General features: G+C 70.6%; 23 protein-coding genes. 21 read left to right on the forward strand and 2 right to left on the reverse strand.

Translation table 11 applies throughout. The features are described 5' to 3' along the window. Window positions 1-53: 53 nt before the first annotated feature. Window positions 54-1,196 carry a LysM peptidoglycan-binding domain-containing protein gene (locus tag ACFQ0P_RS12845; RefSeq protein ID WP_378772487.1) on the reverse strand — a complete coding sequence of 381 codons (1,143 nt, stop codon included), beginning with the start codon at window positions 1,194-1,196 and terminating at the stop codon, window positions 54-56. Window positions 1,197-1,412: 216 nt separating this feature from the next. On the opposite strand from ACFQ0P_RS12845, the gene ACFQ0P_RS12850 reads away from it, so the two are divergent. After that, on the forward strand, window positions 1,413-1,760 hold the full coding sequence (locus ACFQ0P_RS12850) for an Rv2175c family DNA-binding protein (protein ID WP_378772490.1): 348 nt from the start codon (window positions 1,413-1,415) through the stop codon (window positions 1,758-1,760). Window positions 1,761-1,772: 12 nt separating this feature from the next. Here the strand turns inward: ACFQ0P_RS12850 and ACFQ0P_RS12855 are convergent, their stop codons facing one another. Then, on the reverse strand, window positions 1,773-2,867 hold the full coding sequence (locus ACFQ0P_RS12855; protein ID WP_204979062.1) for a polyprenyl synthetase family protein: 1,095 nt from the start codon (window positions 2,865-2,867) through the stop codon (window positions 1,773-1,775). A 64-nt stretch (window positions 2,868-2,931) separates the two neighbouring features. Here ACFQ0P_RS12855 and ACFQ0P_RS12860 point away from each other — a divergent pair, with 64 nt between their 5' ends. The 20 genes from ACFQ0P_RS12860 to ACFQ0P_RS12955 all read left to right on the forward strand — a co-directional run bounded on the left by ACFQ0P_RS12860 (window position 2,932) and on the right by ACFQ0P_RS12955 (window position 21,972). Beyond that, window positions 2,932-3,300 carry a DUF3040 domain-containing protein gene (locus ACFQ0P_RS12860; RefSeq protein ID WP_204979063.1) on the forward strand — a complete coding sequence of 123 codons (369 nt, stop codon included), beginning with the start codon at window positions 2,932-2,934 and terminating at the stop codon, window positions 3,298-3,300. Between the two features lie 185 nt (window positions 3,301-3,485). Further along, window positions 3,486-3,917 carry a division/cell wall cluster transcriptional repressor MraZ gene (mraZ, locus tag ACFQ0P_RS12865; RefSeq protein WP_204979064.1) on the forward strand — a complete coding sequence of 144 codons (432 nt, stop codon included), beginning with the start codon at window positions 3,486-3,488 and terminating at the stop codon, window positions 3,915-3,917. A gap of 103 nt (window positions 3,918-4,020) precedes the next feature. After that, window positions 4,021-4,974 carry a 16S rRNA (cytosine(1402)-N(4))-methyltransferase RsmH gene (gene rsmH / locus ACFQ0P_RS12870; RefSeq protein ID WP_204979065.1) on the forward strand — a complete coding sequence of 318 codons (954 nt, stop codon included), beginning with the start codon at window positions 4,021-4,023 and terminating at the stop codon, window positions 4,972-4,974. Then, window positions 4,971-5,564, forward strand: a complete 594-nt coding sequence (locus ACFQ0P_RS12875; protein ID WP_204979066.1) for a hypothetical protein — start codon at window positions 4,971-4,973, stop codon at window positions 5,562-5,564. The genes rsmH and ACFQ0P_RS12875 overlap by 4 nt, the downstream gene beginning before the upstream one ends. 4 nt (window positions 5,565-5,568) lie before the next feature. Beyond that, window positions 5,569-7,353 (forward strand): peptidoglycan D,D-transpeptidase FtsI family protein, encoded by a 1,785-nt coding sequence (locus ACFQ0P_RS12880; protein WP_204979067.1) that lies wholly within the window; start codon window positions 5,569-5,571, stop codon window positions 7,351-7,353. Between the two features lie 24 nt (window positions 7,354-7,377). After that, complete coding sequence (locus ACFQ0P_RS12885) at window positions 7,378-8,790, forward strand: UDP-N-acetylmuramoyl-tripeptide--D-alanyl-D-alanine ligase (RefSeq protein ID WP_204979068.1); 1,413 nt, start codon at window positions 7,378-7,380, stop codon at window positions 8,788-8,790. Next, window positions 8,787-9,899: a phospho-N-acetylmuramoyl-pentapeptide-transferase gene (gene mraY, locus ACFQ0P_RS12890; protein ID WP_204979069.1), complete on the forward strand. Its 1,113-nt coding sequence runs from the start codon at window positions 8,787-8,789 to the stop codon at window positions 9,897-9,899. The genes ACFQ0P_RS12885 and mraY overlap by 4 nt, the downstream gene beginning before the upstream one ends. Continuing rightward, the gene (gene murD, locus ACFQ0P_RS12895) at window positions 9,896-11,449 is read left to right on the forward strand and encodes a UDP-N-acetylmuramoyl-L-alanine--D-glutamate ligase (protein ID WP_204979070.1); all 1,554 of its coding nucleotides are present in this window, start codon (window positions 9,896-9,898) and stop codon (window positions 11,447-11,449) included. The genes mraY and murD overlap by 4 nt, the downstream gene beginning before the upstream one ends. Beyond that, window positions 11,400-12,665, forward strand: coding sequence for a putative lipid II flippase FtsW (ftsW, locus tag ACFQ0P_RS12900; protein WP_204979071.1), 1,266 nt, complete (start codon window positions 11,400-11,402; stop codon window positions 12,663-12,665). Before murD ends, ftsW begins: the two co-directional genes overlap by 50 nt. 25 nt (window positions 12,666-12,690) lie before the next feature. After that, window positions 12,691-13,788, forward strand: coding sequence for a UDP-N-acetylglucosamine--N-acetylmuramyl-(pentapeptide) pyrophosphoryl-undecaprenol N-acetylglucosamine transferase (locus ACFQ0P_RS12905; protein ID WP_204979072.1), 1,098 nt, complete (start codon window positions 12,691-12,693; stop codon window positions 13,786-13,788). A gap of 61 nt (window positions 13,789-13,849) precedes the next feature. Next, complete coding sequence (gene murC, locus ACFQ0P_RS12910) at window positions 13,850-15,271, forward strand: UDP-N-acetylmuramate--L-alanine ligase (RefSeq protein WP_204979073.1); 1,422 nt, start codon at window positions 13,850-13,852, stop codon at window positions 15,269-15,271. A gap of 6 nt (window positions 15,272-15,277) precedes the next feature. Continuing rightward, window positions 15,278-16,249, forward strand: coding sequence for an FtsQ-type POTRA domain-containing protein (locus tag ACFQ0P_RS12915; RefSeq protein ID WP_204979074.1), 972 nt, complete (start codon window positions 15,278-15,280; stop codon window positions 16,247-16,249). Between the two features lie 156 nt (window positions 16,250-16,405). Continuing rightward, the gene (gene ftsZ, locus ACFQ0P_RS12920) at window positions 16,406-17,545 is read left to right on the forward strand and encodes a cell division protein FtsZ (protein WP_204979075.1); all 1,140 of its coding nucleotides are present in this window, start codon (window positions 16,406-16,408) and stop codon (window positions 17,543-17,545) included. Between the two features lie 31 nt (window positions 17,546-17,576). Beyond that, window positions 17,577-18,284, forward strand: coding sequence for a YggS family pyridoxal phosphate-dependent enzyme (locus tag ACFQ0P_RS12925; protein ID WP_204979076.1), 708 nt, complete (start codon window positions 17,577-17,579; stop codon window positions 18,282-18,284). A 32-nt stretch (window positions 18,285-18,316) separates the two neighbouring features. After that, window positions 18,317-18,778, forward strand: a complete 462-nt coding sequence (locus ACFQ0P_RS12930) for a cell division protein SepF (RefSeq protein ID WP_204981412.1) — start codon at window positions 18,317-18,319, stop codon at window positions 18,776-18,778. Window positions 18,779-18,787: 9 nt separating this feature from the next. Continuing rightward, window positions 18,788-19,087: a YggT family protein gene (locus ACFQ0P_RS12935; protein ID WP_204979077.1), complete on the forward strand. Its 300-nt coding sequence runs from the start codon at window positions 18,788-18,790 to the stop codon at window positions 19,085-19,087. Window positions 19,088-19,222: 135 nt separating this feature from the next. Beyond that, complete coding sequence (locus ACFQ0P_RS12940; protein WP_204979078.1) at window positions 19,223-19,822, forward strand: DivIVA domain-containing protein; 600 nt, start codon at window positions 19,223-19,225, stop codon at window positions 19,820-19,822. A gap of 9 nt (window positions 19,823-19,831) precedes the next feature. Beyond that, entirely contained in the window at window positions 19,832-20,440 is a 609-nt protein-coding gene (lspA, locus tag ACFQ0P_RS12945) for a signal peptidase II (RefSeq protein WP_204979079.1), read from the forward strand. Window position 20,441: 1 nt separating this feature from the next. After that, complete coding sequence (locus tag ACFQ0P_RS12950) at window positions 20,442-21,362, forward strand: RluA family pseudouridine synthase (RefSeq protein WP_378772502.1); 921 nt, start codon at window positions 20,442-20,444, stop codon at window positions 21,360-21,362. Window positions 21,363-21,402: 40 nt separating this feature from the next. Then, on the forward strand, window positions 21,403-21,972 hold the full coding sequence (locus ACFQ0P_RS12955) for a GNAT family N-acetyltransferase (protein WP_204979081.1): 570 nt from the start codon (window positions 21,403-21,405) through the stop codon (window positions 21,970-21,972). Window positions 21,973-21,974 lie beyond the last annotated feature (2 nt).

Raw genomic sequence — 21,974 nt, forward strand, 5'->3', positions numbered from 1 at the left:
CGCGTACCTGCGAGGCCGCGGAACGGCTCACCCTGCGTCACGGATGCCGCGGATCATCCGAGCGCGGCGAGCCAGGCGTACGCGGGCTTCTCCCACCGTGCATAACGATCCGGATACGCGGAGATCTGCACGGCCTGCGCGGCCTCGGCGAAGGACAGACCCTCCCAGCCGGGGATGTCGAGGAGTCCGCGGGTGCGCGTGCCGTTGGGATCGGATCGGCCGCCGTAGAACGCTGCGATCGCCCACGCGGGATCGCGGACCTGGTCGGCGGTGCCCCACCCGGTGCTCGGACGCTGCTGGAAGAGACCCAGCGAGTCACGGTCGCCCCGGTCGAGGTTGCGGATCCAGGACTCCTGCATGGCGGTTCCCAGGGCGATCGCGATGCCGCGATCGGGGACGCCCAGTTCACGGCCGATCCGGATGATCAGGCGCGCATTCGCGGCCTGCTCGGCGTCGAGTCCGGCGACGGCTCCGGCCTCCGCCGGCCCGGCGGCTACGGGAATGGAGAGCTGCTGCCCGGGGTAGATGATCGAGGAAGGTGAGAGTCCGTTCGCCGACAGGACCGAGGGCACGCTGACCCCGTGCCGCTGCGCGATCGCGGTGACGGTGTCGCCTGCGACGACGAGGTGGGTCGCCGCGGCGGGCGCGGGAGCCGGCGGAGGCGGCGCGACCGGCTTCGTCGCTGACGCGAGCACAGGGGTTTCAGGGATCGCGAGGGTCTGGCCCGGGTAGATGATCGATGACCAGCCGAGCCCGTTCGCAGAGAGGATCGACGCGACGGAGACGCCGTGGCGTCGTGCGATGTCGCTCACGGTGTCGCCCCGCACGACCACGTGCGCTCCGGATTCCGCGGCGGGGGTCGCCGGAGCGGCCGACGGAGGCGCCGCCGTCAGACGCAGGACCTGTCCGGGATGGATGACCGAGGACCACGAGAGTCCGTTGATCGCCAGCACGTCGGCGGTACGCAGCCCGAACCGCGCGGCGATCCCGCTCACGGTGTCTCCGGGGCGGACCTCGTAGGACGACGGAGTGGATGCCGCGGCCACCGCGGACCGCGCGATCGCGCTCCCGGCGCCTGCTCCCGCGAGGGCGGCGTGCCGGGAATCGGCCGGCCGAGGCATCCGCTGGTCTTCACGCTCTCCGCCGACGGCCTGAGCGGGCGCGGCGGACAGGGCCAGCGCGATGGATCCGGCCACTGCCGGGACCCCCGCCAACACGCCGTGTCGGAGCCGCGGCGAACGGTTCGAGATGTCGGGTCGCACGGGCTTCCCCCCTCCATGGACTCCCAGCACGGTGTCACGGATGTAAATCAAAGTCAACGCGTGAGGTCAGAGTGACAGCAGGGGCGGGAGTGAGGGAAGGAGGGTGAGCGGCGGTGTGCGAGTGCCGTCGGGGAGTGCAATAGTTGCTGGGTGACCGCTGACGCTTCGCGCATCGAGACCGAATGGCTCACCCTGCCCGAACTCGTGGAGGTGCTCGGCGAACCGCTCGGACGCGTTCGCCGCTTCCTCGACGAATCCCAGCTGATCGGCTCCCGACGTGACGGACCGCTGAAGGTGCCGGCGGTCTTCATCGTCGACGGGCACCCGATCCCGTCGCTGCGCGGCACCGTGATCGTGCTCCACGACGCCGGGTTCTCGGACGACGAGGCCATCGACTGGCTCCTCACCACGGAGGACTCGATCGGCCTCCCGCCGATCCAGGCGCTCATTGCCGGCCGGAAGGCGGAGGTCCGCCGCGTCGCCCAGGCCCAGGCCTGACCCTCGAGCGGCTCAGGTGACCCGCACCGTCGCCGCTCGCGCGAGGTCGCGCAGTTCGCCGACGGCGGCGTTGCCCAGCCGGACGCCCGAGAGCGCCCGCTCGGCCTCGCGAGCGTAGTCGGCGATGAGCGACTCGACGCGCTCGAGTGCACCGCTCTCGACGATCGTGCGCTGGAGCGCGGCGATCTGATCGGGCTGCAGGCCCGGGTCGCCGAGCATCTCGTCGACGATGCGGCGCGCCGGCGGGGCCAGCGATTCCCGCGCGTACGCGATGAGCACCGTGCGCTTGCCCTCGCGGAGATCGTCGCCGGACGGCTTGCCGGTCTCGCGCTCGTCGCCGAAGACGCCGAGCACGTCGTCTCGCAGCTGGAACGCCATACCCACCGGATGCCCGAACGCGGCCAATGCTGCGGTCTGCGCCGCGTCGGCTCCGGCGAGAGCCGCCCCGATCGCGAGGGGCTGCTGGATGCTGTATCGCGCGGACTTGAGCGATGCCACGCGGAGCGCGCGCTCGGCGTGACGCTCGTCGGGTTCGGTGCGGAACGCGGACTCCTCGGCGACATCGAGGAACTGTCCGATCGTGACCTCGCGACGCATCGCGGCGTATTCGGAGCGGGCCGTCGAGGCGGGCTTCATCTGTGCGAGGGCGAGGCCTTCCTCGAACAGATCGTCGCTCCACGCGACGAGCAGATCGCCGAGGAGGATCGCGCTGGAGCGGCCGAACGCGGCGGCGTCGCCCGCCCACGCCGATCGCCGGTGCGACTCCTCGAGCGCGCGGTGCGCGGCGGGGCGGCCGCGGCGGGTGTCCGAGTTGTCGATGATGTCGTCGTGCACCAGTGCTGCCGCGTGGAAGATCTCGAGCGCGGCGGCCGCCGCCACCACCTCCGCGGGCGGGGGACCGGCGGGCCGGTCGGCCTCCTCCACTGCCCTCCACCCCGCGACGCAGAATCGCCCGCGCAGGCGTTTTCCGCCCGTCACGGCCGCCGCGGCGGCCTCGATGAAGAGGGCGGCCTCGGCGCCGAGGTCGGCCGAAAGGAGGCGTTGCGCCGAGACGAAGATGTCCAGACGCTGGGAAATGGCTTCGACCGGGTCTGGAGAGGCGGACACGGGCCTAGCCTAGTGATCTACGGCACGCGTAGAATCGTCGTACTCGAGCTAAAGAGGGGGATGCATGCCACTCTCCGAACAGGAGCAGCGTCTGCTCGACGAGATGGAGCGGCACCTGATGCGCAACGACGCGGACGTCGTCAGCGCGCCGCGTGACGGTCGCAGTCTCAGTTACCGCAACATCGTCTACGGCACGATCCTCGTGCTCCTCGGCCTCGGCGGTCTCATCGTCGGCGTCTCCCTTCCGCTGATCGTCGTCGGGGTGATCGGCTTCGTCGTCATGCTCGGCGGCGTGGTCCTCGCCGTGACGCCGACCCGCGGACCCGGGCGAGTCCGGGTCGAGTCGCCCAAGCCCGCCACCGCCGGCAAGCAGGGCGCCTCCTTCATGGATCGCATGAACGACCGATGGGACAAGCGCCAAGGCGAGCGCTGACACTTCCCGCACCACGACGAAAGCACCGACCTCCGGGTCGGTGCTTTTTTCGTTGCCCGCGCTCGTGGCGAGGGTGCGTGCTCGCCCGGGGAGGAATTGGTGAGCGGATGGGTGACAAAGTGGAGGAAAGTGGAGTAATGTGGTGAGCATCCCGGGGGGCCGGACGAAGGGGGAGTGATGAAGCGATGCTTCTTGGCACGCACACTCCCAAGCTCGACGACAAGGGCCGCGTCATCCTCCCGGCAAAGTTCCGCGAGGATCTCGGCGGGGGCGTCGTGGTGACCCGGGGGCAGGATCGCTGCCTCTACGTCTTCAGCACCGCGGAGTTCGAGCGGGTCCACGAGCGCATCCGCGAGGCGCCCCTCGCCAACAAGCAGGCCCGTGACTTCCTGCGGATGTTCCTGTCGGGGGCGAGCGCCGAGAAGCCGGACAGCCAGAACCGCATCACCCTTCCCCCTCCGCTGCGCGCCTACGCCGGTCTGGAGCGCGACCTCGTCATCACCGGCGTGGGCGCCCATGCCGAGATCTGGAACGCCGACGCGTGGAGCACCTACGCCGAAGCGAACGAAGAGAGCTACGCCGAGTTGGAGCAGGAGGTGATCCCGGGCCTCTTCTGAGCCCCTCGGTCCTGACTCCCAGCCGCCCTCCCTGACGCACTTCCCCGGCGCCAGGTCGGAGCGGATGGGGATCAGGACCGAGGGACCAGGGCCCCGACCGATCATGAACCTGCGCGACATCCACACCCCGGTCCTGCTCGAGCGGTGCCTCGAGCTCCTCGCCCCCGCACTCGAGCGCGACGGGGCGGTGTTCGTCGATGCGACGCTCGGCATGGGCGGCCACTCCGAGGCGTTCCTCGACCGCTTCCCCGGAGCGCGGCTCGTAGGCCTCGACCGCGACACCGACGCGCTGCGCATCGCGGGTGAGCGCCTGGCGCGGTTCGGCGACCGGGTCACCCTCGTCCACACCGTCTACGACGGGATCTCCGACGCGGTTCGCGGCGCGGGGTTCGCCTCGGCCGACGCGATCCTCTTCGACCTGGGTGTCTCGTCCCTGCAGCTCGACGTCGCCGACCGCGGGTTCGCGTATGCCCAGGACGCCCCGCTCGACATGCGCATGGACCAGTCGGCCGGAACGACCGCGGCCGAGATCCTCGCCACGTACGGCGAGGGAGACCTTCGCCGCATCTTCGAGCGGTACGGCGAGGAGAAGCTCGCCGGCCGGTACGCGCGCGCCATCATCGCCGCGCGGGCCGAAGCGCCGATCGAGCGGTCGGGGAGGCTGGTCGAGATCCTGCAGGCCGCCACCCCCGCCGCGGTGCAGCGCACCGGCCACCCGGCCAAGCGGGTGTTCCAGGCGCTGCGCATCGAGGTCAATCGCGAGCTCTCCGTGCTCGAGCGTGCGATCCCCGCGGCCCTCGGCATCCTTCCGGTCGGCGGACGCATCGTCGTGCTGTCGTATCAGTCGCTAGAGGACCGCCTCGTCAAGCGAGAGTTCGCGGATGCCGCGGCGTCGACGGCGCCGGCAGGGCTCCCCGTCGAGCTGCCCGAGCACGCGCCCCGCTTCCGTCTGCTCGTGAAGGGCGCCGAACTGGCCTCCGACGAGGAGCGCGCCGCCAATCCCCGCGCCACCCCCGTGCGCCTGCGCGCCGCCGAGCGAATCCGGGAGGACGCATGAGCGCCGCCACGAACGTCCTCCAGACGCCCGCGGTCGCACCGATTCGCTCGGACGCCCCCACGCGCAGGCTCCGGGTCGTCGACGCACCCGTTCGCCGCCGCAGGCCGAAGCTCCTCTACGGGGTCGTGGCCGTCCTCGGCGCCTTCCTGATCGCCGGAGCGCAGATCGCGCTGTCCATCATGACGACCCAGGGCACGTACGAGCTGTCGACCCTCACCGCGCAGCAGCGCGAGCTCACGTTCCAGAAGCAGGTGCTCTACGACCAGGTCGCGGGGCTCAGCTCCCCGCAGTACCTCGCCGCCAACGCGGCGGCGCTCGGAATGGTCATCGACGAGTCGCCGAGCTACCTGCGCCTCAGCGACGGCGCGCTCCTCGGAGCGGGGGAGGTCTCGTTCGGCAACTCCTCCGTCAACGCCCTCGGGCGCGGGGTGGTCCCCAACGCCCTCATCACGCAGACCCCGCTCGTGACCGATCCTGACGCGACGATCGAGGGCGAGAAGGCGCCGAAGGCGGCACCCGTCGAGGACGCCGGAGTGGCCAACACTCCGCCGCCGATCACCGACGGACTGCCCACGCCCAGCACACACTGATCACATGACGACCCGCAGCACCCGAAGCCCGCGTCGGCGCACCGTCGTCGCCCTCGCCGTCGTCCTGGCGGTGCTGGGGGCGTTCATCGTCCGGCTGGTCGACATCCAGGTCGTCAACGCCGACGATCACGTGGCCGACTCGCTCGAGGTCGCCCTCGGGGACGGACAGGTCCTCCACGGCACCCGCGGCGCCATCGTCGACGCGTCCGGCCGGACACTGGCCGGCAGCATCCTCGAATACGACTGCCAGCTCGACCCGTCACTGATCGCGCAGATCGACGACGAGATCGCCGCGGGCGAGTCCGAGGCCCGCCCGTGGGAGGAGGTGTCGGGGGACGTCGCCGAGATCACCGGCCAGAAGGTGGAGGACGTCCGCGCGATCGTCACCGACACGCTCGCCGAGAACCCCGGCTCGCAGTACGCCGTGCTCCGCAACGGCGTGAGCACCGAGACCTACCGCGAACTCATGGACCTCAAGACGCCCTACCTCGCCTGCGGGCAGAACCCCGCACGTGCCTACCCGGACGGCGCCGTCGCGGGCAACCTCCTCGGCTTCGTGGGCACGGACGGCGACGCTCTCGAGGGCCTCGAGCGCTCCTACGACCAGTGCCTGCGTGCGACCGACGGCGCGCTGGCCTACCAGAAGGGCAAGGACGGCGTCGTCATCCCGGGCACGCGCCGCGAGCAGCCCGCCGTCGACGGCGGAACCCTCACGCTCACGATCGACCGCGACCTGCAGTGGTACATGCAGCAGCTCATCGGCGAAGAGGTCGTCGACCGCCGCGCCGAGTGGGGATCGATCTTCGTCGTCGACGTGAACACCGGCAAGATCAGGGCGGCGGCCGAATACCCGACGATCGACCCCAACGAGCCCACCGCGCTGGAGGGCGTCCGCGGAAGCAAGATCTTCGAGGCGACGTTCGAACCCGGGTCGACCTTCAAGGGCCTGACGGCGGCGACGGTCGTCGATGCGGGGGGTCAGCACGCCGACTCGACCGTCGTGGCGTCGGGATACGAGTTGTTCGCCAACGGCGCGTTCGCGCGGGACTCCTTCCAGCACCCGGCCTTCACCTACACGCTCACCGGTGTGCTCGTCGATTCGTCGAACGCGGGCATCTCGAAGTTCAGCGAACGGGTGTCGCCCGACGTGCGCTACGACTACTTCCGAAAGCTCGGGATCGGCTCCGGCAGCGACGTCGACTTCAGCGGTGAGGAGACGGGATACCTCCATCCGCTCGAGGACTGGGACCCCCAGACGACGTACAACACCGCCTTCGGCCAGGGACTCACCACGACGGTCCCCGAGCTGGCCGGCGCGTACGCCGCGATCGCCAACGGCGGCATCAAGGTGCCGCTGTCTCTCGTGGAGTCGTGCACGAGGGCAGACGGGACGGTCGTCGAGCCCGAGAAGCCCGAGCCGACCCGGGTCCTGAAGGAGAGCACCTCCGTCGAGATGCGCAAGATGCTCGAGAACGTGTTCCTGCAGTCGTCCTTCGCGCCGATGGTGGAGATCCCGGGCTACCGCATCGCCGGGAAGACCGGCACGGGAGAGAAGCCGGACCTGGTCAACGGCGGCTACAAGCGCGGCGTCTATTTCACGACGATGCTCGGCTTCGCGCCCGCCGAGGACCCCCAGTACCTCGTGATCGTCAGCCTGGACGAGCCCAAAACGGTAACATCGTCTGCGGCCAACGGGCCCACGTTCCAGCAGGCGATGACCCAGGTCCTGAAGACCTACCGCGTCATGCCGGCGACGTCGGCGCCGGAGCTGTTGCCCAAGTTCGGGTGACCTCCCGATCCGGCCGGAGAAGACATGATCGCGCTCACCATCGCCCAGCTCGCCCGTGCCGTCGGAGGAGAGGCGGTGCTCGCGGGCGACGCGACCGCCGACACCCTCGTCTCGGGCGGCGTCGACACCGACTCGCGCCTCATCGGCCCCGGCGGCGTGTTCGTGGCGAAGCCCGGTGAGGAGACCGACGGGCACCTCTTCGTGGACGCCGCCGTCGCGAACGGCGCGGCGGTCGCCATCGTCGAGCGACCTGTGGACGCGGACGTCCCCCAGATCATCGTGCCGAGCGCCGTCGAGGCCCTCGCCGATCTCGCGCGACACGTCGTCGCGACCGTCCGCGCGGACGGAGGCCTGCGGATCGTCGGCATCACGGGGTCCAACGGCAAGACGACCACGAAGAACCTGCTCGCCCGCATCCTCGAGGACGAGGGCGAGACGGTGTCGCCGAAGGCGTCCTTCAACAACGAGGTCGGTGCACCGCTGACGATGCTGCGCGTGACGCGCGACACCCGGTTCCTCGTGAGCGAGTTCGGCGCGAGCGCGCCGGGAGAGATCGCGCGCCTCGCCGGCCTCGTCGAGCCCGACGTGGGAATCGTGCTCATGGTCGGACTCGCGCACGCGGGCGGCTTCGGCGGCATCGAGGCCACCTTCCACGCGAAGTCCGAGCTCGTCCGGGCGGTGCGCCCCGGTGGGCTGGCCATCCTCAACGCGGACGACGGGCGGGTGGCGGCGATGGCGCCCATCGCCGCGGAGCTCGGGGTCGCGGTCCGCTGGTTCGGACGCGGGCACGGCGCCGAGGTGCGTGCCGACGACGTCGTGGTCGAGGCATCCGGAACCTCGTGCGTCGTGTCGGTCGACGGCGAGTCCGCCCCGCTGCGCCTGCGGGTGCTCGGCGAGCACCACGTCATGAACGCCCTCGCCGCGATCGCCGCCGCCACGGCGCTCGGCGTCTCGCTGACCGACTGCGTCGCGCGACTCGAGACCGTCGAGCTCGCCGAGCGCTGGCGCATGCAGCCGCTCGGGTCCGACCGGGTGCGGATCATCAACGACGCGTACAACGCCAGCCCCGACTCGATGGCCGCAGCGCTGCGCACCCTCGCGCAGATCACCGGACCGGGCGAGCGCACCGTGGCCGTCCTCGGAGCGATGAGCGAACTCGGGGAGCACGCCGACGAGGAGCACGATCGCGTCGGGCTGCTGGCCGTGCGCCTGGGCGTCAAGCGCATCGTCGTCGTGGGAGCCGACGCGCGCCGCATGTACCTCGAGGCGATCGCGCAGGGATCGTGGGACGGCGAGGCGGTCTTCTTCGCCACGGCGGACGAGGCCTACGCCTACCTCCTGACCGAGCTGCGCGACGGCGACCGGGTGCTGGTGAAGTCGTCGAACTCGGCGGGTCTGCGGTTCCTCGGGGATCGTCTGGGAGAATCGTTCTCGTGAGATCCCTCCTGACCGCGGCCGCGATCTCGCTGGCGTTCACGCTGTTCCTCACTCCGATCTTCCTCCGGCTCTTCCGGCGGTGGGGGTGGGGGCAGGTCATCCGCACCCCGGAGAACGTCCACAATCCGAGCCACGGCGCGAAGCGCGGGACCCCCACCATGGGCGGCACGATCTTCATCCTCGGAACGATCGTCGGGTACCTCGTCGGTGCCTACACCGGCAACAACCCGCCCACGATCTCGGGCCTCCTCGTGCTGTGGATGATGGTCGGGTTCGGCGCCGTCGGCTTCATCGACGACTTCATGAAGGTTCGCAGTCAGCGCAGCCTCGGTCTCAGCGGCTGGCGCAAGATCGTCGGGCAGCTGCTCGTCGTCGTGCCGTTCGCCGTCGTGGGTCTCAACTTCGCCAACACGTGGGAGGAGACCCCGGTCTCGCCGTACGTGTCGATCTTCCGCGATCTGCCGGTCCTGTCGTTCTTCGCACTCGGTCCCGTGCTCGGATGGCTGCTGTACCTGGCGTGGACGTCCTTCATCGGCGTGGCCTACTCCAACAGCGTGAACCTCACCGACGGCCTCGACGGCCTCGCCGCCGGGGCGGGGATCTTCGTCACCGGCGCCTACAGCCTGATCGCGTTCTGGCAGTTCAACCAGGCCTGCTGGGGCGGCGAGGGGCTCTCACCGGGCGCGTTCTCCGCGTGCTATCCGACGCCCAACCCCTTCGACCTCGCGATCGTGTCGGCCTCGTTCGTCGGCGCCCTGGTCGGGTTCCTCTGGTGGCAGGCCCCCAAGGCCGAGGTCTTCATGGGCGACGTCGGCTCGATGTCCATCGGCGGCGTGGTCGCGGCGATGGCCATCCTCACGCGGACCGAGCTGCTCTCGGTGCTGGTCGCGGGGGTGTTCATCATCGCCCCGGGCTCGGTCATCCTGCAGCGCATGTACTTCAAGGCCACGCGCGGCAAGCGGCTCTTCCTCATGAGCCCGTTCCACCACCACCTCGAGATGCGCGGCTGGCCAGAGGTGAAGATCACCGTGCGCATGTGGATCATCGCCGGTCTGCTCGCGGTCTCCGGCATCGGCTTCTTCTACGTCGAGTGGCTGTCGCAGACATGACGACGACACGCCTGAACACGCTCACCAGCTGGCACGCGGACTGGAAGGGCCTGCGCGTCGCGGTGCTCGGTCTGTCGGTCACAGGATTCTCGGTCGCCGACACCCTCGCCGAACTCGGCGCCGACGTGCTCGTGGTGACCGAGCACGCGGACGAGGAGTACGCGCGCCTGCTCCCGCTCATCGGCGCACGCCTGTGGACGGGGTCGCTCGATACCGTCCCCGCCGATCTCGCGGACTTCGGTCCCGAGGTGGTGGTCGCTTCGCCCGGCTTCGCGCCGGGGCATCCACTGATCTCCTGGACCCGTGAGAGCGGGATCGCCCTGTGGGGCGACATCGAGCTGGCCTGGCGCGTGCGCGACAAGGTGCTCCGGCCCGACGGCAGTCCCGCCGACTGGATCCTCATCACGGGGACCAACGGGAAGACGACCACGACGCGCCTGACCGCGACCATGCTCGTCGCGGGCGGGCTGCGGGCCGCGCCGGTCGGGAACATCGGGACGCCCGTCCTCGACGCCGTGCGCGACCCGGGCGGATTCGACGCGCTCGTGGTCGAGCTGTCGAGCCACCAGCTGTGGTACCTCGGGCTGCAGGACTCGCCCGATCCCGTGTCCCCGCACGCCGCCGTGTGTCTCAATCTCGCCGACGACCACCTCGAGTGGCACGGGTCGTTCGAGGCGTATCGAGACGCCAAGGCCCACGTGTACGACAACACGCGCGTCGCCTGCGTCTACAACAAGGCGGATGCCGCAACCCGGTCGATGGTCGAGGACGCCGAAGTGGTCGAAGGCGCCCGCGCGATCGGCTTCGATCTCGGCGTGCCCGGCCCGAGCGATCTCGGCGTGGTCGACGGCATCCTCGTCGACCGCGCTTTCCTCGAGGATCGGCGCACCAGCGCGCTGGAGCTGACGACCGTCGCCGAGCTCCAGGAGCTCGGGCTCTCTGCACCGCACATCGCCGCGAACATCCTCGCCGCGTCCGCCCTGGCCCGCTCTCTCGACGTCGCACCCGCGGATGTACGCGAAGCCCTGCGGACCTTCCGCCTCGACCCGCACCGCTCCGAGGTGGTCGCCCGTCACGACGGCATCGTGTGGGTGGATGACTCGAAGGCGACGAATCCGCACGCGGCGGCGTCTTCGCTGGCCGCGTATCCGGGCGCCGTCTGGGTGGTCGGGGGCCTCTTCAAGGGCGTCGACATCGCCGAGCTCGTGGCCGCACGCGGAGCACAGGCGAAGGCCGCCATCGTCATCGGCGCCGAGCGCGAGATCGTTCTTGCGGCGTTCTCGCGACACGCGCCGGGGGTGCCGGTGTTCGAGGTCGACGCCACCGACACTGAAGAGGTCATGGCGCGCGTCGTCGAACTGGCGGCCGGGATCGCGCGTGACGGGGACGTGGTTCTGCTCGCCCCCGCCGCGGCATCCTTCGATCAGTTCGCGTCGTACGCCGACCGCGGCCGGCGATTCGCGGCCGCGGTGAGGGAACGCATCGGGACGGGGGCCGCGGGTGAGCACGACGCAGCCACGGACCCGCCCGACGGCCCCGCTGCCGCCTGAATCCCCTCGGCGCGGCCTTGCGGCGCGCGTCAACCTGGGCAGGGTCTTCGCGCCCGTGCCGAGCGAGTTCCTGCTCATCGCCTCGACGGCCGTGCTGCTGACCATCTTCGGACTGGTGATGGTGCTCTCGGCGACCTCGGCGGTCGCCGCCGCGGCGGGGGAGTCCCCCTACGACACGGCGCTGCGCCAGGCGATGTTCGCGGCCCTCGGCATCCCGATCATGTTCATCGCGAGCCGGCTGCCGCTGTCGTTCCTCAAGCGCATCGCGTGGCCCGCGCTGATCCTCGCCACGACCTTCCAGCTGCTCGTGTTCACGCCCCTCGGCTTCGACAACGACGGCAACCGGAACTGGATCGTCATCGCCGGCGTGCAGGCGCAGCCGTCGGAGTTCCTCAAGCTCGCGCTCGCGCTGTGGGTGGGCTACGTCCTCTACCGCAAGCAGACGCTGCTGGGTCTGTGGCGCCACGTGTACATCCCGCTCGTGCCGGTGGCCGGTCTCGCGATCGCGACCGTCGTGGCGGGTAGGGACCTCGGCACCGCGATGATCCTGGTGCTCATCGTCCTCGGAGCGCTCTTCTTCTCGGGCGTCAAGCTGCGGATCTTCATCCTCCCCGCGATCGGGGCCGCGGCCGTCGTCGCGTTCCTCGCCGTCACGAGCCCCGACCGCATGCGGCGGTTCATGAGCTTCCTCAACCCGAACTGCCTCGACGACTACTTCAACGACTGCTGGCAGCCGCTTCACGGGATCTGGGGGCTCGCCAGCGGCGGAGTGTTCGGGCTGGGCATCGGCAATTCGCGCGAGAAGTACGACTGGCTTCCCGCCGCCGCGCACGACTACATCTTCGCGATCGTGGGCGAGGAGCTCGGGCTGATCGGCTGCGGCGTCGTGCTGGCCCTCTACGGACTCTTCGCGGTCGGCGCCTTCCACATCATCCGCAAGACGGACGACCCGTTCGTGCGCATCGTGGCTGGCGGCATCACGGTGTGGATCGTCGGGCAGGCGCTCATCAACATCGGCGTGGTGCTGCGGGTGTTCCCGGTTCTGGGCGTGCCGCTGCCGTTCATGTCGCAGGGCGGGACCTCGCTCCTGTCGGTGCTCGCGGCGTCCGGGGTGCTGCTCGCGTTCGCGCGCACGCTGCCCGACGCCGTCGCCCGCCGGCAGGCCGCGATCGACCTCGCCGCCGCGCGCCGGGCCGCCGCCGCCCGCACCCGCTGACGCGCGCGCCGGATAGGCTCGCCGGGTGACGACGTACCTCCTCGCCGGCGGCGGCACCGCCGGACACGTCAATCCGCTGCTCGCCGTGGCCGATGCCCTGCGGGCGCGGGAGCCCGACGCCGAGATCCTCGTCCTCGGCACCAGGGAGGGCCTGGAGGCCCGCCTCGTGCCCGCGCGCGGGTACGAGCTGCTGTTCGTCGACAAGGTGCCCTTCCCGCGGCGCCCGGACCGCGCTGCGGCCTCGTTCCCGGTGCGGTTCCCGCGTGCCGTGGCGCAGGTGCGCTCCGCGCTGACCTCGCGGGGTGTGGATGTCGTGGTCGGCTTCGGCGGGTACGCCTCCGCACCGGCGTATGTCGCGGCCCGGCGCCTGCGCGTGCCGTTCATCGTGCACGAGGCCAACGCACGGCCCGGCATGGCGAACGTCCTCGGAGCCCGCACGGCCGCCAAGGTCGGCGTCGCCTTCGAAGGCACCCCGCTCAAGCGCTCGCACGTGGTCGGGATGCCGCTGCGGCGCGAGATCGTGGAGTTGGACCGCGACGCGCGGCGCGAAGAGGCCGCCGCGTACTTCGGGCTGGATCCGGCGCGTCCCGTTCTCCTCGTCTTCGGCGGGTCGCTGGGAGCCCAGCGCCTCAACGAGGCCTTCGGCGCCGGCCACGGCGAAGCCTGGAGCGACGTGCTCGACGCCGGATGGCAGCTCCTCCACGTGACGGGGGAGCGCTCGGACCTGGCCGACCCCGAAGCGCCGGGATACTGCGTGCGCCGCTACGTCGACCGCATGGACCTGGCCTTCGCGCTCGCAGACCTGGTCGTCTCGCGCGCGGGGGCGGCGACCGTCAGCGAGATCAGCGCCCTCGCGATCCCCGCCGTCTACGTGCCGTACGCGGTCGGCAACGGCGAGCAGGCACTCAACGCCTCTTCCGCGATCCGCGCCGGGGCGGCGATCCTCATCCCCGACGCCGAGCTGACCGGTGATCGCGTACGATCCGAGATCGTCCCGCTCCTCGCCGACGACGATCGGCGCTCCCGAATGGCGGCGGCCGCGGCATCCACCGGCACCCGCACCGGAACCGAGAACGTCATCGCCCTCATCGACGAGGCGCTCGGGCGCCCCGCCGCCGGCTGAGGCGCCACGCCCCGCGCGGCGGGGCTCCGACGCGCGCGGCCCAACTTAGGATTGACGGGTCATGATCAGACCCGACCTCTCGCTTCCCCTCCCCGACACCATCGCGGCCGCGCACTTCATCGGCATCGGAGGCTCGGGGATGTCGGGCCTGGCGCGCATGTTCCTCGAGCGCGGGATCCGCGTGTCCGGTTCGGACCGCGCCGACAGCAAGGCCCTGCGCGAACTCGCCGAGCTCGGCGCCGACGTGCACGTCGGCCACGACGCCGCCCATCTCGGTGAGGATGTCGACACCGTGGTGCACACGGGGGCGATCTGGCCGCAGAATCCGGAGTTCCTCCTGGCGAAGGAACGCGGGCTGCATGTCATCCACCGTTCGCAGGCGCTCTACTGGCTCATCGGCGGACGTCGGCTGGTATCGGTCGCCGGCGCCCACGGCAAGACGACGTCGACGGGCATGATCGTGACGGCGCTGCACGCGCTCGGGGTCGATCCGACCTTCGTCAACGGCGGGGTCATCGCCCAGCTCGGCGTGTCGAGCGGGACGGGTTCCGACGACCTGTTCGTCATCGAAGCCGACGAATCCGACGGCACATTCCTGCTCTACGACACCTCGGTCGCGCTCATCACGAACGTGGATCCCGACCACCTGGATCACTGGGGTTCGCGCGACGCGTTCTACGACGCCTTCGCGCGGTTCGGCGATCGCGCGCGCGAGGCCGTTGTCATCTCGGCCGACGACGAGGGCGCGCGTCGCGTGACCGAGCGGCTGACCCACTCCCGGGTCGTCACCTTCGGCGAGTCCGACGATGCCTCGGTGCGCGTCGGCGACATCCGCACCGACGGGCCGGTCTCGTTCTCGATCACTTCCGCGGGGGTCACGGTCGCGGGCCGGCTCCCCGTCCCGGGAGCGCACAACGCCGTCAACGCCGCGGGAGCGGTGGCCGTGCTCCTGACCCTCGGGTTCGAGCTCGAGCCGGCCGTGCGCGCCGTCGAGGGGTTCGCGGGGACCGTCCGCCGCTTCGAACTGCACGGGGCTCGGCGGGGCGTGAGCGTGTACGACGACTACGCCCACCACCCGACCGAGGTGGAGGCCGCGCTCGTGGCCGCGCGCACCGTCGTCGGCGACGGGCGGATCATCGCGATCCAGCAGCCGCACACGTACTCGCGCACGCAGGAGATGTACCGCGAGTTCGCCCAGGTCCTCGAGACGCACGCCGATCACACCGTCATGCTCGACGTCTACGGTGCGCGCGAGGACCCGGTTCCGGGTGTCACCGGGGAACTGGTGAGCGGTGCGTTCGACGATCCTGCGCACGTGCACTTCGTTCCCGACTGGCAGGAGGCGGCGGAGTACACCGCGTCGGTGGCGCGCGAGGGTGACTTCGTCATCACGCTCGGCTGCGGAAACGTGAACCTCATCATCCCCCAGGTGCTGGAGGCGCTCGAGGGCACCGTGCCGCCGGCGGCGAGCGCGGGGGAGTAGCAGCGGATGCGCCGGCCGTCGCCGCTCCCGCCGCCGCCCGCGCGCGGCGACGCGAAGCCACCGGAGGCACCGCTTCCGCGCGGCGCTGAGGACGCCGACCCGCACACGGACGACGAGACCGCACCGGTCATCCCCCTGCCGGTGCCGCGGGACGATGCACCCGAGGAGACGCGCGAGTCGTCGGCTAATCCTCTGCCGGATTCCTCGGACGCCCCGGTCGGATGGCGGGAGGTCTGGCGTGCCGCGCGTGCACGCCGTAAGGCGCTGCGTGCCGAGGTGCGCAGGTTCACGGTGCGGCAGCGTCGCCGGCGCCTCGTGTGGCTGGGGTCGGCCGCCGCTCTCGTCGTGCTCGCGCTCGGCACGCTCGGCGCCGCGTACAGCCCGCTGTTCGCCGTGGAGCAGATCACCGTCTCCGGGGTCGAGCAGCTCGACGAGGCGCAGGTCGTCGCTGCGCTGGAGGGTCAGATCGGCACGCCGATGCCGCTCGTGGACACCAGTGCCGTCAAGGCGGCGCTGGTGGCGTTCCCGCTCGTCGAGTCGTACACCCTCGAGGCCCGCCCGCCGCACGAGCTCGTGGTGCGGATCGTGGAGCGCACCCCCATCGGCGTCGTCGAGACCCGTGCGGGGGCGACAGTGGTGGATGCCGCTGGCGTCGCCCTCTCGACGTCTGCCGAGGCGCCCGCAGGTCTCCCGCTGCTGGACATCCGCGGCGGGGTCGGATCGGATGCGTTCACGGCAGCCGGCCAGGTGATGCATTCGCTCCCGGCGGCGATCCGAGATCAGGTGACGGCGGTGGCCGCCGGAACCCCGAACGACGTCACCTTGACGCTCGGTGGGACCAACACCCAGGTGGTGTGGGGGAGCGCCGAGGAGTCGGCGCGCAAGGCGGTCGTGCTCGAACGGATCATGGCGGCGCGGCCGCCCGATTCGGTGCGGGTGTACGACGTGTCGGCGCCCGACGCCGTCGTCGTGCGCTGACCGATCTTCGACAGGATGTCGCGACACGCCGCACCGGTCCGCGCACTCCCGCGCCCTCCGCTTACTTTCGATTCAGGAATTGCATACCGGGCAATTCTTTATACCTCTACTAGAGGTTGAAGGTTTAGACAAGGGTCCAGGGCTACGGAGGCCGGCATGAGCCAGAACCAGAACTACCTCGCCGTCATCAAGGTGGTCGGAGTCGGCGGAGGCGGCGTCAACGCCGTCAACCGGATGATCGAGCTCGGACTCCGCGGCGTCGAGTTCATCGCGGTGAACACCGACGCCCAGGCGCTCCTCATGAGCGACGCCGACGTCAAGCTCGACGTGGGCCGTGAGCTCACGCGCGGGCTCGGTGCCGGCGCCGATCCCGAGGTCGGGCGCCGCGCGGCAGAGGATCACGCCGAAGAGATCGAAGAGGCCCTGCGCGGCGCCGACATGGTGTTCGTGACGGCCGGCGAGGGCGGCGGGACCGGCACCGGCGGTGCGCCCGTCGTCGCGAAGATCGCCAAGTCGATCGGCGCACTGACGATCGGTGTCGTCACGAAGCCCTTCTCCTTCGAGGGGCGCCGCCGTCAGCAGCAGGCGGAGACGGGCGTCGCCCGGCTCAAGGAAGAGGTCGACACCCTCATCGTGGTGCCGAACGACCGTCTGCTCGAGATCAGCGATCGCGGGATCTCCATGATCGAGGCGTTCGCCACCGCCGACCAGGTGCTCCTGGCCGGTGTGCAGGGCATCACCGACCTCATCACCACGCCGGGTCTCATCAACCTCGACTTCGCCGACGTCAAGTCGGTCATGCAGGGTGCCGGATCGGCGCTCATGGGCATCGGGTCGGCCCGGGGTGCGGACCGCGCCATCAAGGCCGCCGAGCTGGCCGTCGAGTCCCCGCTGCTCGAGGCGTCGATCGAGGGTGCGCACGGCGTGCTCCTCTCCATCCAGGGCGGGTCGAACCTCGGTATCTTCGAGATCAACGACGCTGCGCAACTGGTGAAAGAAGCCGCCCACCCCGAGGCGAACATCATCTTCGGAACGGTCATCGACGACACCCTCGGCGACGAGGTGCGCGTGACGGTGATCGCCGCCGGGTTCGACGGCGGGGAGCCGCAGCAGCGGATCGAGCCGATCACCGCGACCAGGGTCGTGACGACTCCGGCCGTGCCCGCGCTTCCGGCCGAGGAGGCTGCGAAGGAGGCAGACGCCGAGCCGGTGCCGGTGGGCGCATCGCTGCCCGAGGCATCGTTCGACTCCGCCTTCGGCGACGACGACCTCGACATCCCCGACTTCCTCAAGTAAGGCCCGCGCCGGGCTCTGGAGCGATACTGCCGTGCCACCGTCCCCAGAGCCCGCCTCGAATCTCGCCGCGCGGCTCGCCGACGTCGACGCGCGCATCGCGGCGGCGGCCGCGGCGGCCGGCCGCGAACCCTCGGAGATCACCCGGATCGTCGTGACGAAGTTCCATCCGGCGTCCGTCGTCCGCGAGCTGTACGGGCTCGGAGTCCGGGATGTGGGAGAGAACAGGCAGCAGGAGTTCTCCGTCAAGGCGGCCGAGCTCGAGGCGCTCCGCGACGTGCGCTGGCACTTCATCGGCCAGGCGCAGACCAACAAGGCCCGGGCGATTCGTGCCGCGGCATCCATGGTCCATTCGGTCGACCGATCGCGCCTCGCCGACGCCCTCGACGCGGCGGCACCCGCGGACGCTCAGCAGCTGGATGTCCTGCTTCAGGTGAACCTGACCGACGACCCCGGCCGAGGGGGCGTCCACGCCGCCGATCTCGAAAGGCTCGCGACCCACGTCGCCGGCCTGCCCACCCTTCGGGTCCGCGGAATCATGGCCGTCGCTCCGCTCGACGTGCCACCCGCGCAGGCTTTCGCGCGCCTGCCGGGGCTGTCCGACACCGTGCGCGGCGTCGTGCCCGATGCGACGTGGATCTCGGCGGGAATGACCGCCGACTTCGCCGAGGCGATCGCGGTCGGCGCGACACACCTTCGGATCGGCTCGGCAATCACGGGCCCGCGACCCGAGCGCGGTTAACCTCGGAACAGATGAGCACTACGGAGGATGCGATGTCGAACCCGCTCAAGAAGACCATGGTGTACCTGGGCCTCGCCGACGAGGAAGAGGTCTACGACGAGCCGGCACCCCAGCCGCGCTCGCGCAAGACCGAAGCCGCCGTCGAGAAGGCGGCCCCGGTGACGCCGATCCATCGCCCGGCCGTCGTGCGGCAGCCCGCACCGGCGGCGATCAACGAGATCGTCACCGTGCACCCGAAGCAGTACCGCGACGCGCAGGTCATCGCCGAGAACTTCCGGGACGGCGTGCCCGTCATCATCAACCTTTCCCAGATGAGCGACGCCGACGCCCGTCGACTCATCGACTTCGCCAGCGGGCTCTCGCTCGGCCTGTACGGGCGCATCGAGCGGGTGACCAGCAAGGTGTTCCTGCTCTCGCCCGAGAACGTCGCCGTGTCGGGTGACGGCGCCGTGGCGCAGGCCGATCCGGAATCCGTGCCCTTCGCACAGCCGTAGTCTGGATCCGTGGCCGTCGTTCAACTCATCGCCTCGATCCTCAATCTGGCGCTCCTCCTCTACGTGTTCGTGCTGCTTGCGCGGCTCATCATCGACTGGATCCCGTTCTTCAACCGCGAGTGGCGGCCTCGCGGCGCGGGACTGGTCGCCGCCGAGCTCGTCTATACGGTCACCGACCCGCCGATCAAGCTCTTCCGGCGCTTCATCCCGCCGTTGCGGGTGGGTGCCATCGCGATCGATTTCGGCTTCGCGCTGACCATGCTGCTGTGCTTCATCCTGCTCAGCGTCACGCGCGCGATCGCGACCTGACGCGCCACGCCGCGCCCGGGGCAGTCCTTCGACACCCTCGCGACCCGCGGCTATGCTTGGCTGATACGACCAGCCGCCGGCCGGTCGCGCCCCCGACATCGGCCAGCGACCTGAGCGCTCGAAAGAGGAATCACCATGGCATTGACCCCCGATGACGTCGTCACCAAGCAGTTCCAGCACGTTCGCTTCAAGGAGGGCTTCGACCCGGACGAGGTCGACGACTTCCTCGACGAGATCGTCGTCGAGTGGCGCAAGGCCCTCGCCGAGAACGAGGAGCTGAAGGCCAAGCTCGCCGCCTACGAGTCCGGCGCCGCCGCTCCCGCCCAGGCCGCCGCTCCCGCGCCGGCTGCGGAGCCCGTCGCCGCTCCGGCGCCGGCCCCGGCTCCCGCCGCCGACACGAGCGCTCCCGGAGCCGCGAGCGCGGGCATCATCGAGCTCGCGCAGCGTCTGCACGACGAGCACGTCGCCGAGGGTGTCGCCCAGCGCGACAAGCTCATCGCCGACGCGAAGGCGCAGGCGGCGTCGATCATCAACGACGCCGAGACGCGCGGCCGCGAAGAAGTGGCCAAGCTGGATCGCGAGCGGGCGCAGCTCGAGACCCGCATCTCGGAGCTGCGCAACTTCGAGCGCGACTACCGCGCGCAGCTGCGCAGCTACATCGAGGGCAAGCTGCGCGACCTCGAGACCACGGCCACGACGTCCGGGTCCAACCCGGTCTCGGCCATCGGTCTCTAGGCCGGTCCTTTGACGGGCCGATCCCCCCTGCGCAAGGCGGCGGCCGGCACCACCATCGCGATCCTCGCGGTGCTGGTGCTGGCCGCCGACCAGTTCACGAAGCATCTCGCCCTCGAGAATCTGCCGTACGAGCAGCCGGTCCCCGTGCTCGGCGACTTCCTGATCTTCTACCTCGTCCGGAACCCCGGCGCGGCCTTCTCCCTCGGGGAGGAGGTGACCTGGATCTTCACGATCGCCCTCGCCGCGGTCGCGATCGTCATCGTCTGGCTCGCGGCGACGCGGATCCGCTCACGCCTGTGGGCTGTCGCTCTCGGTCTGCTCCTGGGCGGGGTCCTGGGAAATCTCACGGATCGCGTCCTGCGCGAGCCGGGCTTCCCCGTCGGTCACGTCATCGACTTCATCAACACCCCGTGGATGATGCCGGCGATCTACAACGTCGCGGACATCTTCATCGTCTCGATGATGATCGGGGTCGCGCTGCTGGTGCTGATCGGGCTGCAGTTCGACGGAACGCGCGAGTCGCGTCGCACCGCGGTCGACGAGGGCACGACGCCCGATTCCGGGACACCCGGCGACGATGAAGCGGATGCCGCGGCATCCGACTCCCGTAGGGACTGACGTGGAGTCGCGCGGTCTTCCCGTCCCGGACGGACTCGACGGCGTGCGCGTGGACGCCGCCCTCGCCAAGATGCTCGGCTTCTCCCGTACCTTCGCCGCGGAGGTGGCTGAAGCAGGCGGCGCTGCGATGGACGGCCGCGTGCTGGCGAAGTCCGACCGGCTGCGGGGCGGAGCCTGGCTCGACGTGACGTGGGCACCGCGGGAGGAGCCCCGTGTGGTGCCGGTCGCGGTGCCCGATCTCGGAATCGTCCACGACGACGACGACATCGTCGTCGTCGACAAGCCGGCCGGTGTCGCCGCCCATCCCTCGGTGGGATGGGAGGGCCCGACCGTCCTCGGCGCGCTGGCGGCAGCGGGCTACCGGATCGCGACGACGGGGGCACCGGAGCGCCAGGGCGTCGTGCACCGACTCGACGTCGGCACCAGCGGCCTGATGGTCGTCGCGAAGACCGAACGCGCCTACACCGCCCTCAAGCGGTCGTTCAAGGAGCGCGAGGTGGAGAAGATCTATCACGCGGTCGTCCAGGGCCATCCCGACCCGCTGGCGGGAACGATCGACGCGCCGATCGGCCGCCACCCCACGCACTCGTGGAAGTTCGCCGTCACGCCCGACGGCAAGGACTCGGTGACCCACTACGAGACGCTCGAGGCGTTTCCGCGGGCGTCGCTCCTCGAGATCCATCTCGAGACCGGCCGCACGCACCAGATCCGGGTGCATATGGCGGCGCACCGGCATCCCTGCGTCGGGGACCCGCTCTACGGGGCCGACCCGACCCTCTCGGCGATGCTCCGGCTCACTCGCCAGTGGCTCCACGCCCGCGAACTGTCTTTCGCGCATCCCGCGTCGGGGGAGTGGGTGACCTTCACGTCGGAGTACCCGGCCGACCTCGCCCACGCTCTCGCGGTCCTGCGCGGCGAGTGAGCCCGGGCGCGATGTCGACGGCATCCGGCATGCTGGGCGGATGACCATCGAGGTGCGACCGGCGACGGAGTTCGGCGACGTCCGCACGATGGTCGGGCCCAAGCGTCCCGACGCGAATGTGTGCTGGTGCCTCAGCTACCGTCTGCCCGGCCCCGAACACCGCGCGCTGAGCGGAACCGCACGCGGTGAACGCGTGCGCGCCCTGATGCGTGACGGACCCCCAGGTGTGCTGGCGTACGACGACGAAGAGGTCGTCGGGTGGGCCGCGGTGCACGCGCGTGCGGACACCTCGTTCGCCACCAACCGGCGGATCCCGCACGTCGACGATGCCGACGTGTGGTCGGTCTGGTGCATCCGCGTGCGGCCGGGCCATCGAGGGCGCGGAATCTCGCACGACCTCCTCGCCGGCGCGGTCGAGTTCGCACGCAGCAACGGCGCCCCGGCGATCGAGGGGTACCCCGTCGACAACCGCGGCGAGAGGGTCGATCTCACCATGGCGTACGTCGGAACGCGGGCCCTCTTCGAGGCGAGCGGCTTCCACAAGGCCGCCGACACCGACTCCGTGCTCGCCGGGTTCCCGCGGGTGCTGATGCGCCGCGAACTGGCGTGACC

The organism is Microbacterium insulae (assembly GCF_042677065.1).
GTDB lineage: Bacteria > Actinomycetota > Actinomycetes > Actinomycetales > Microbacteriaceae > Microbacterium > Microbacterium insulae.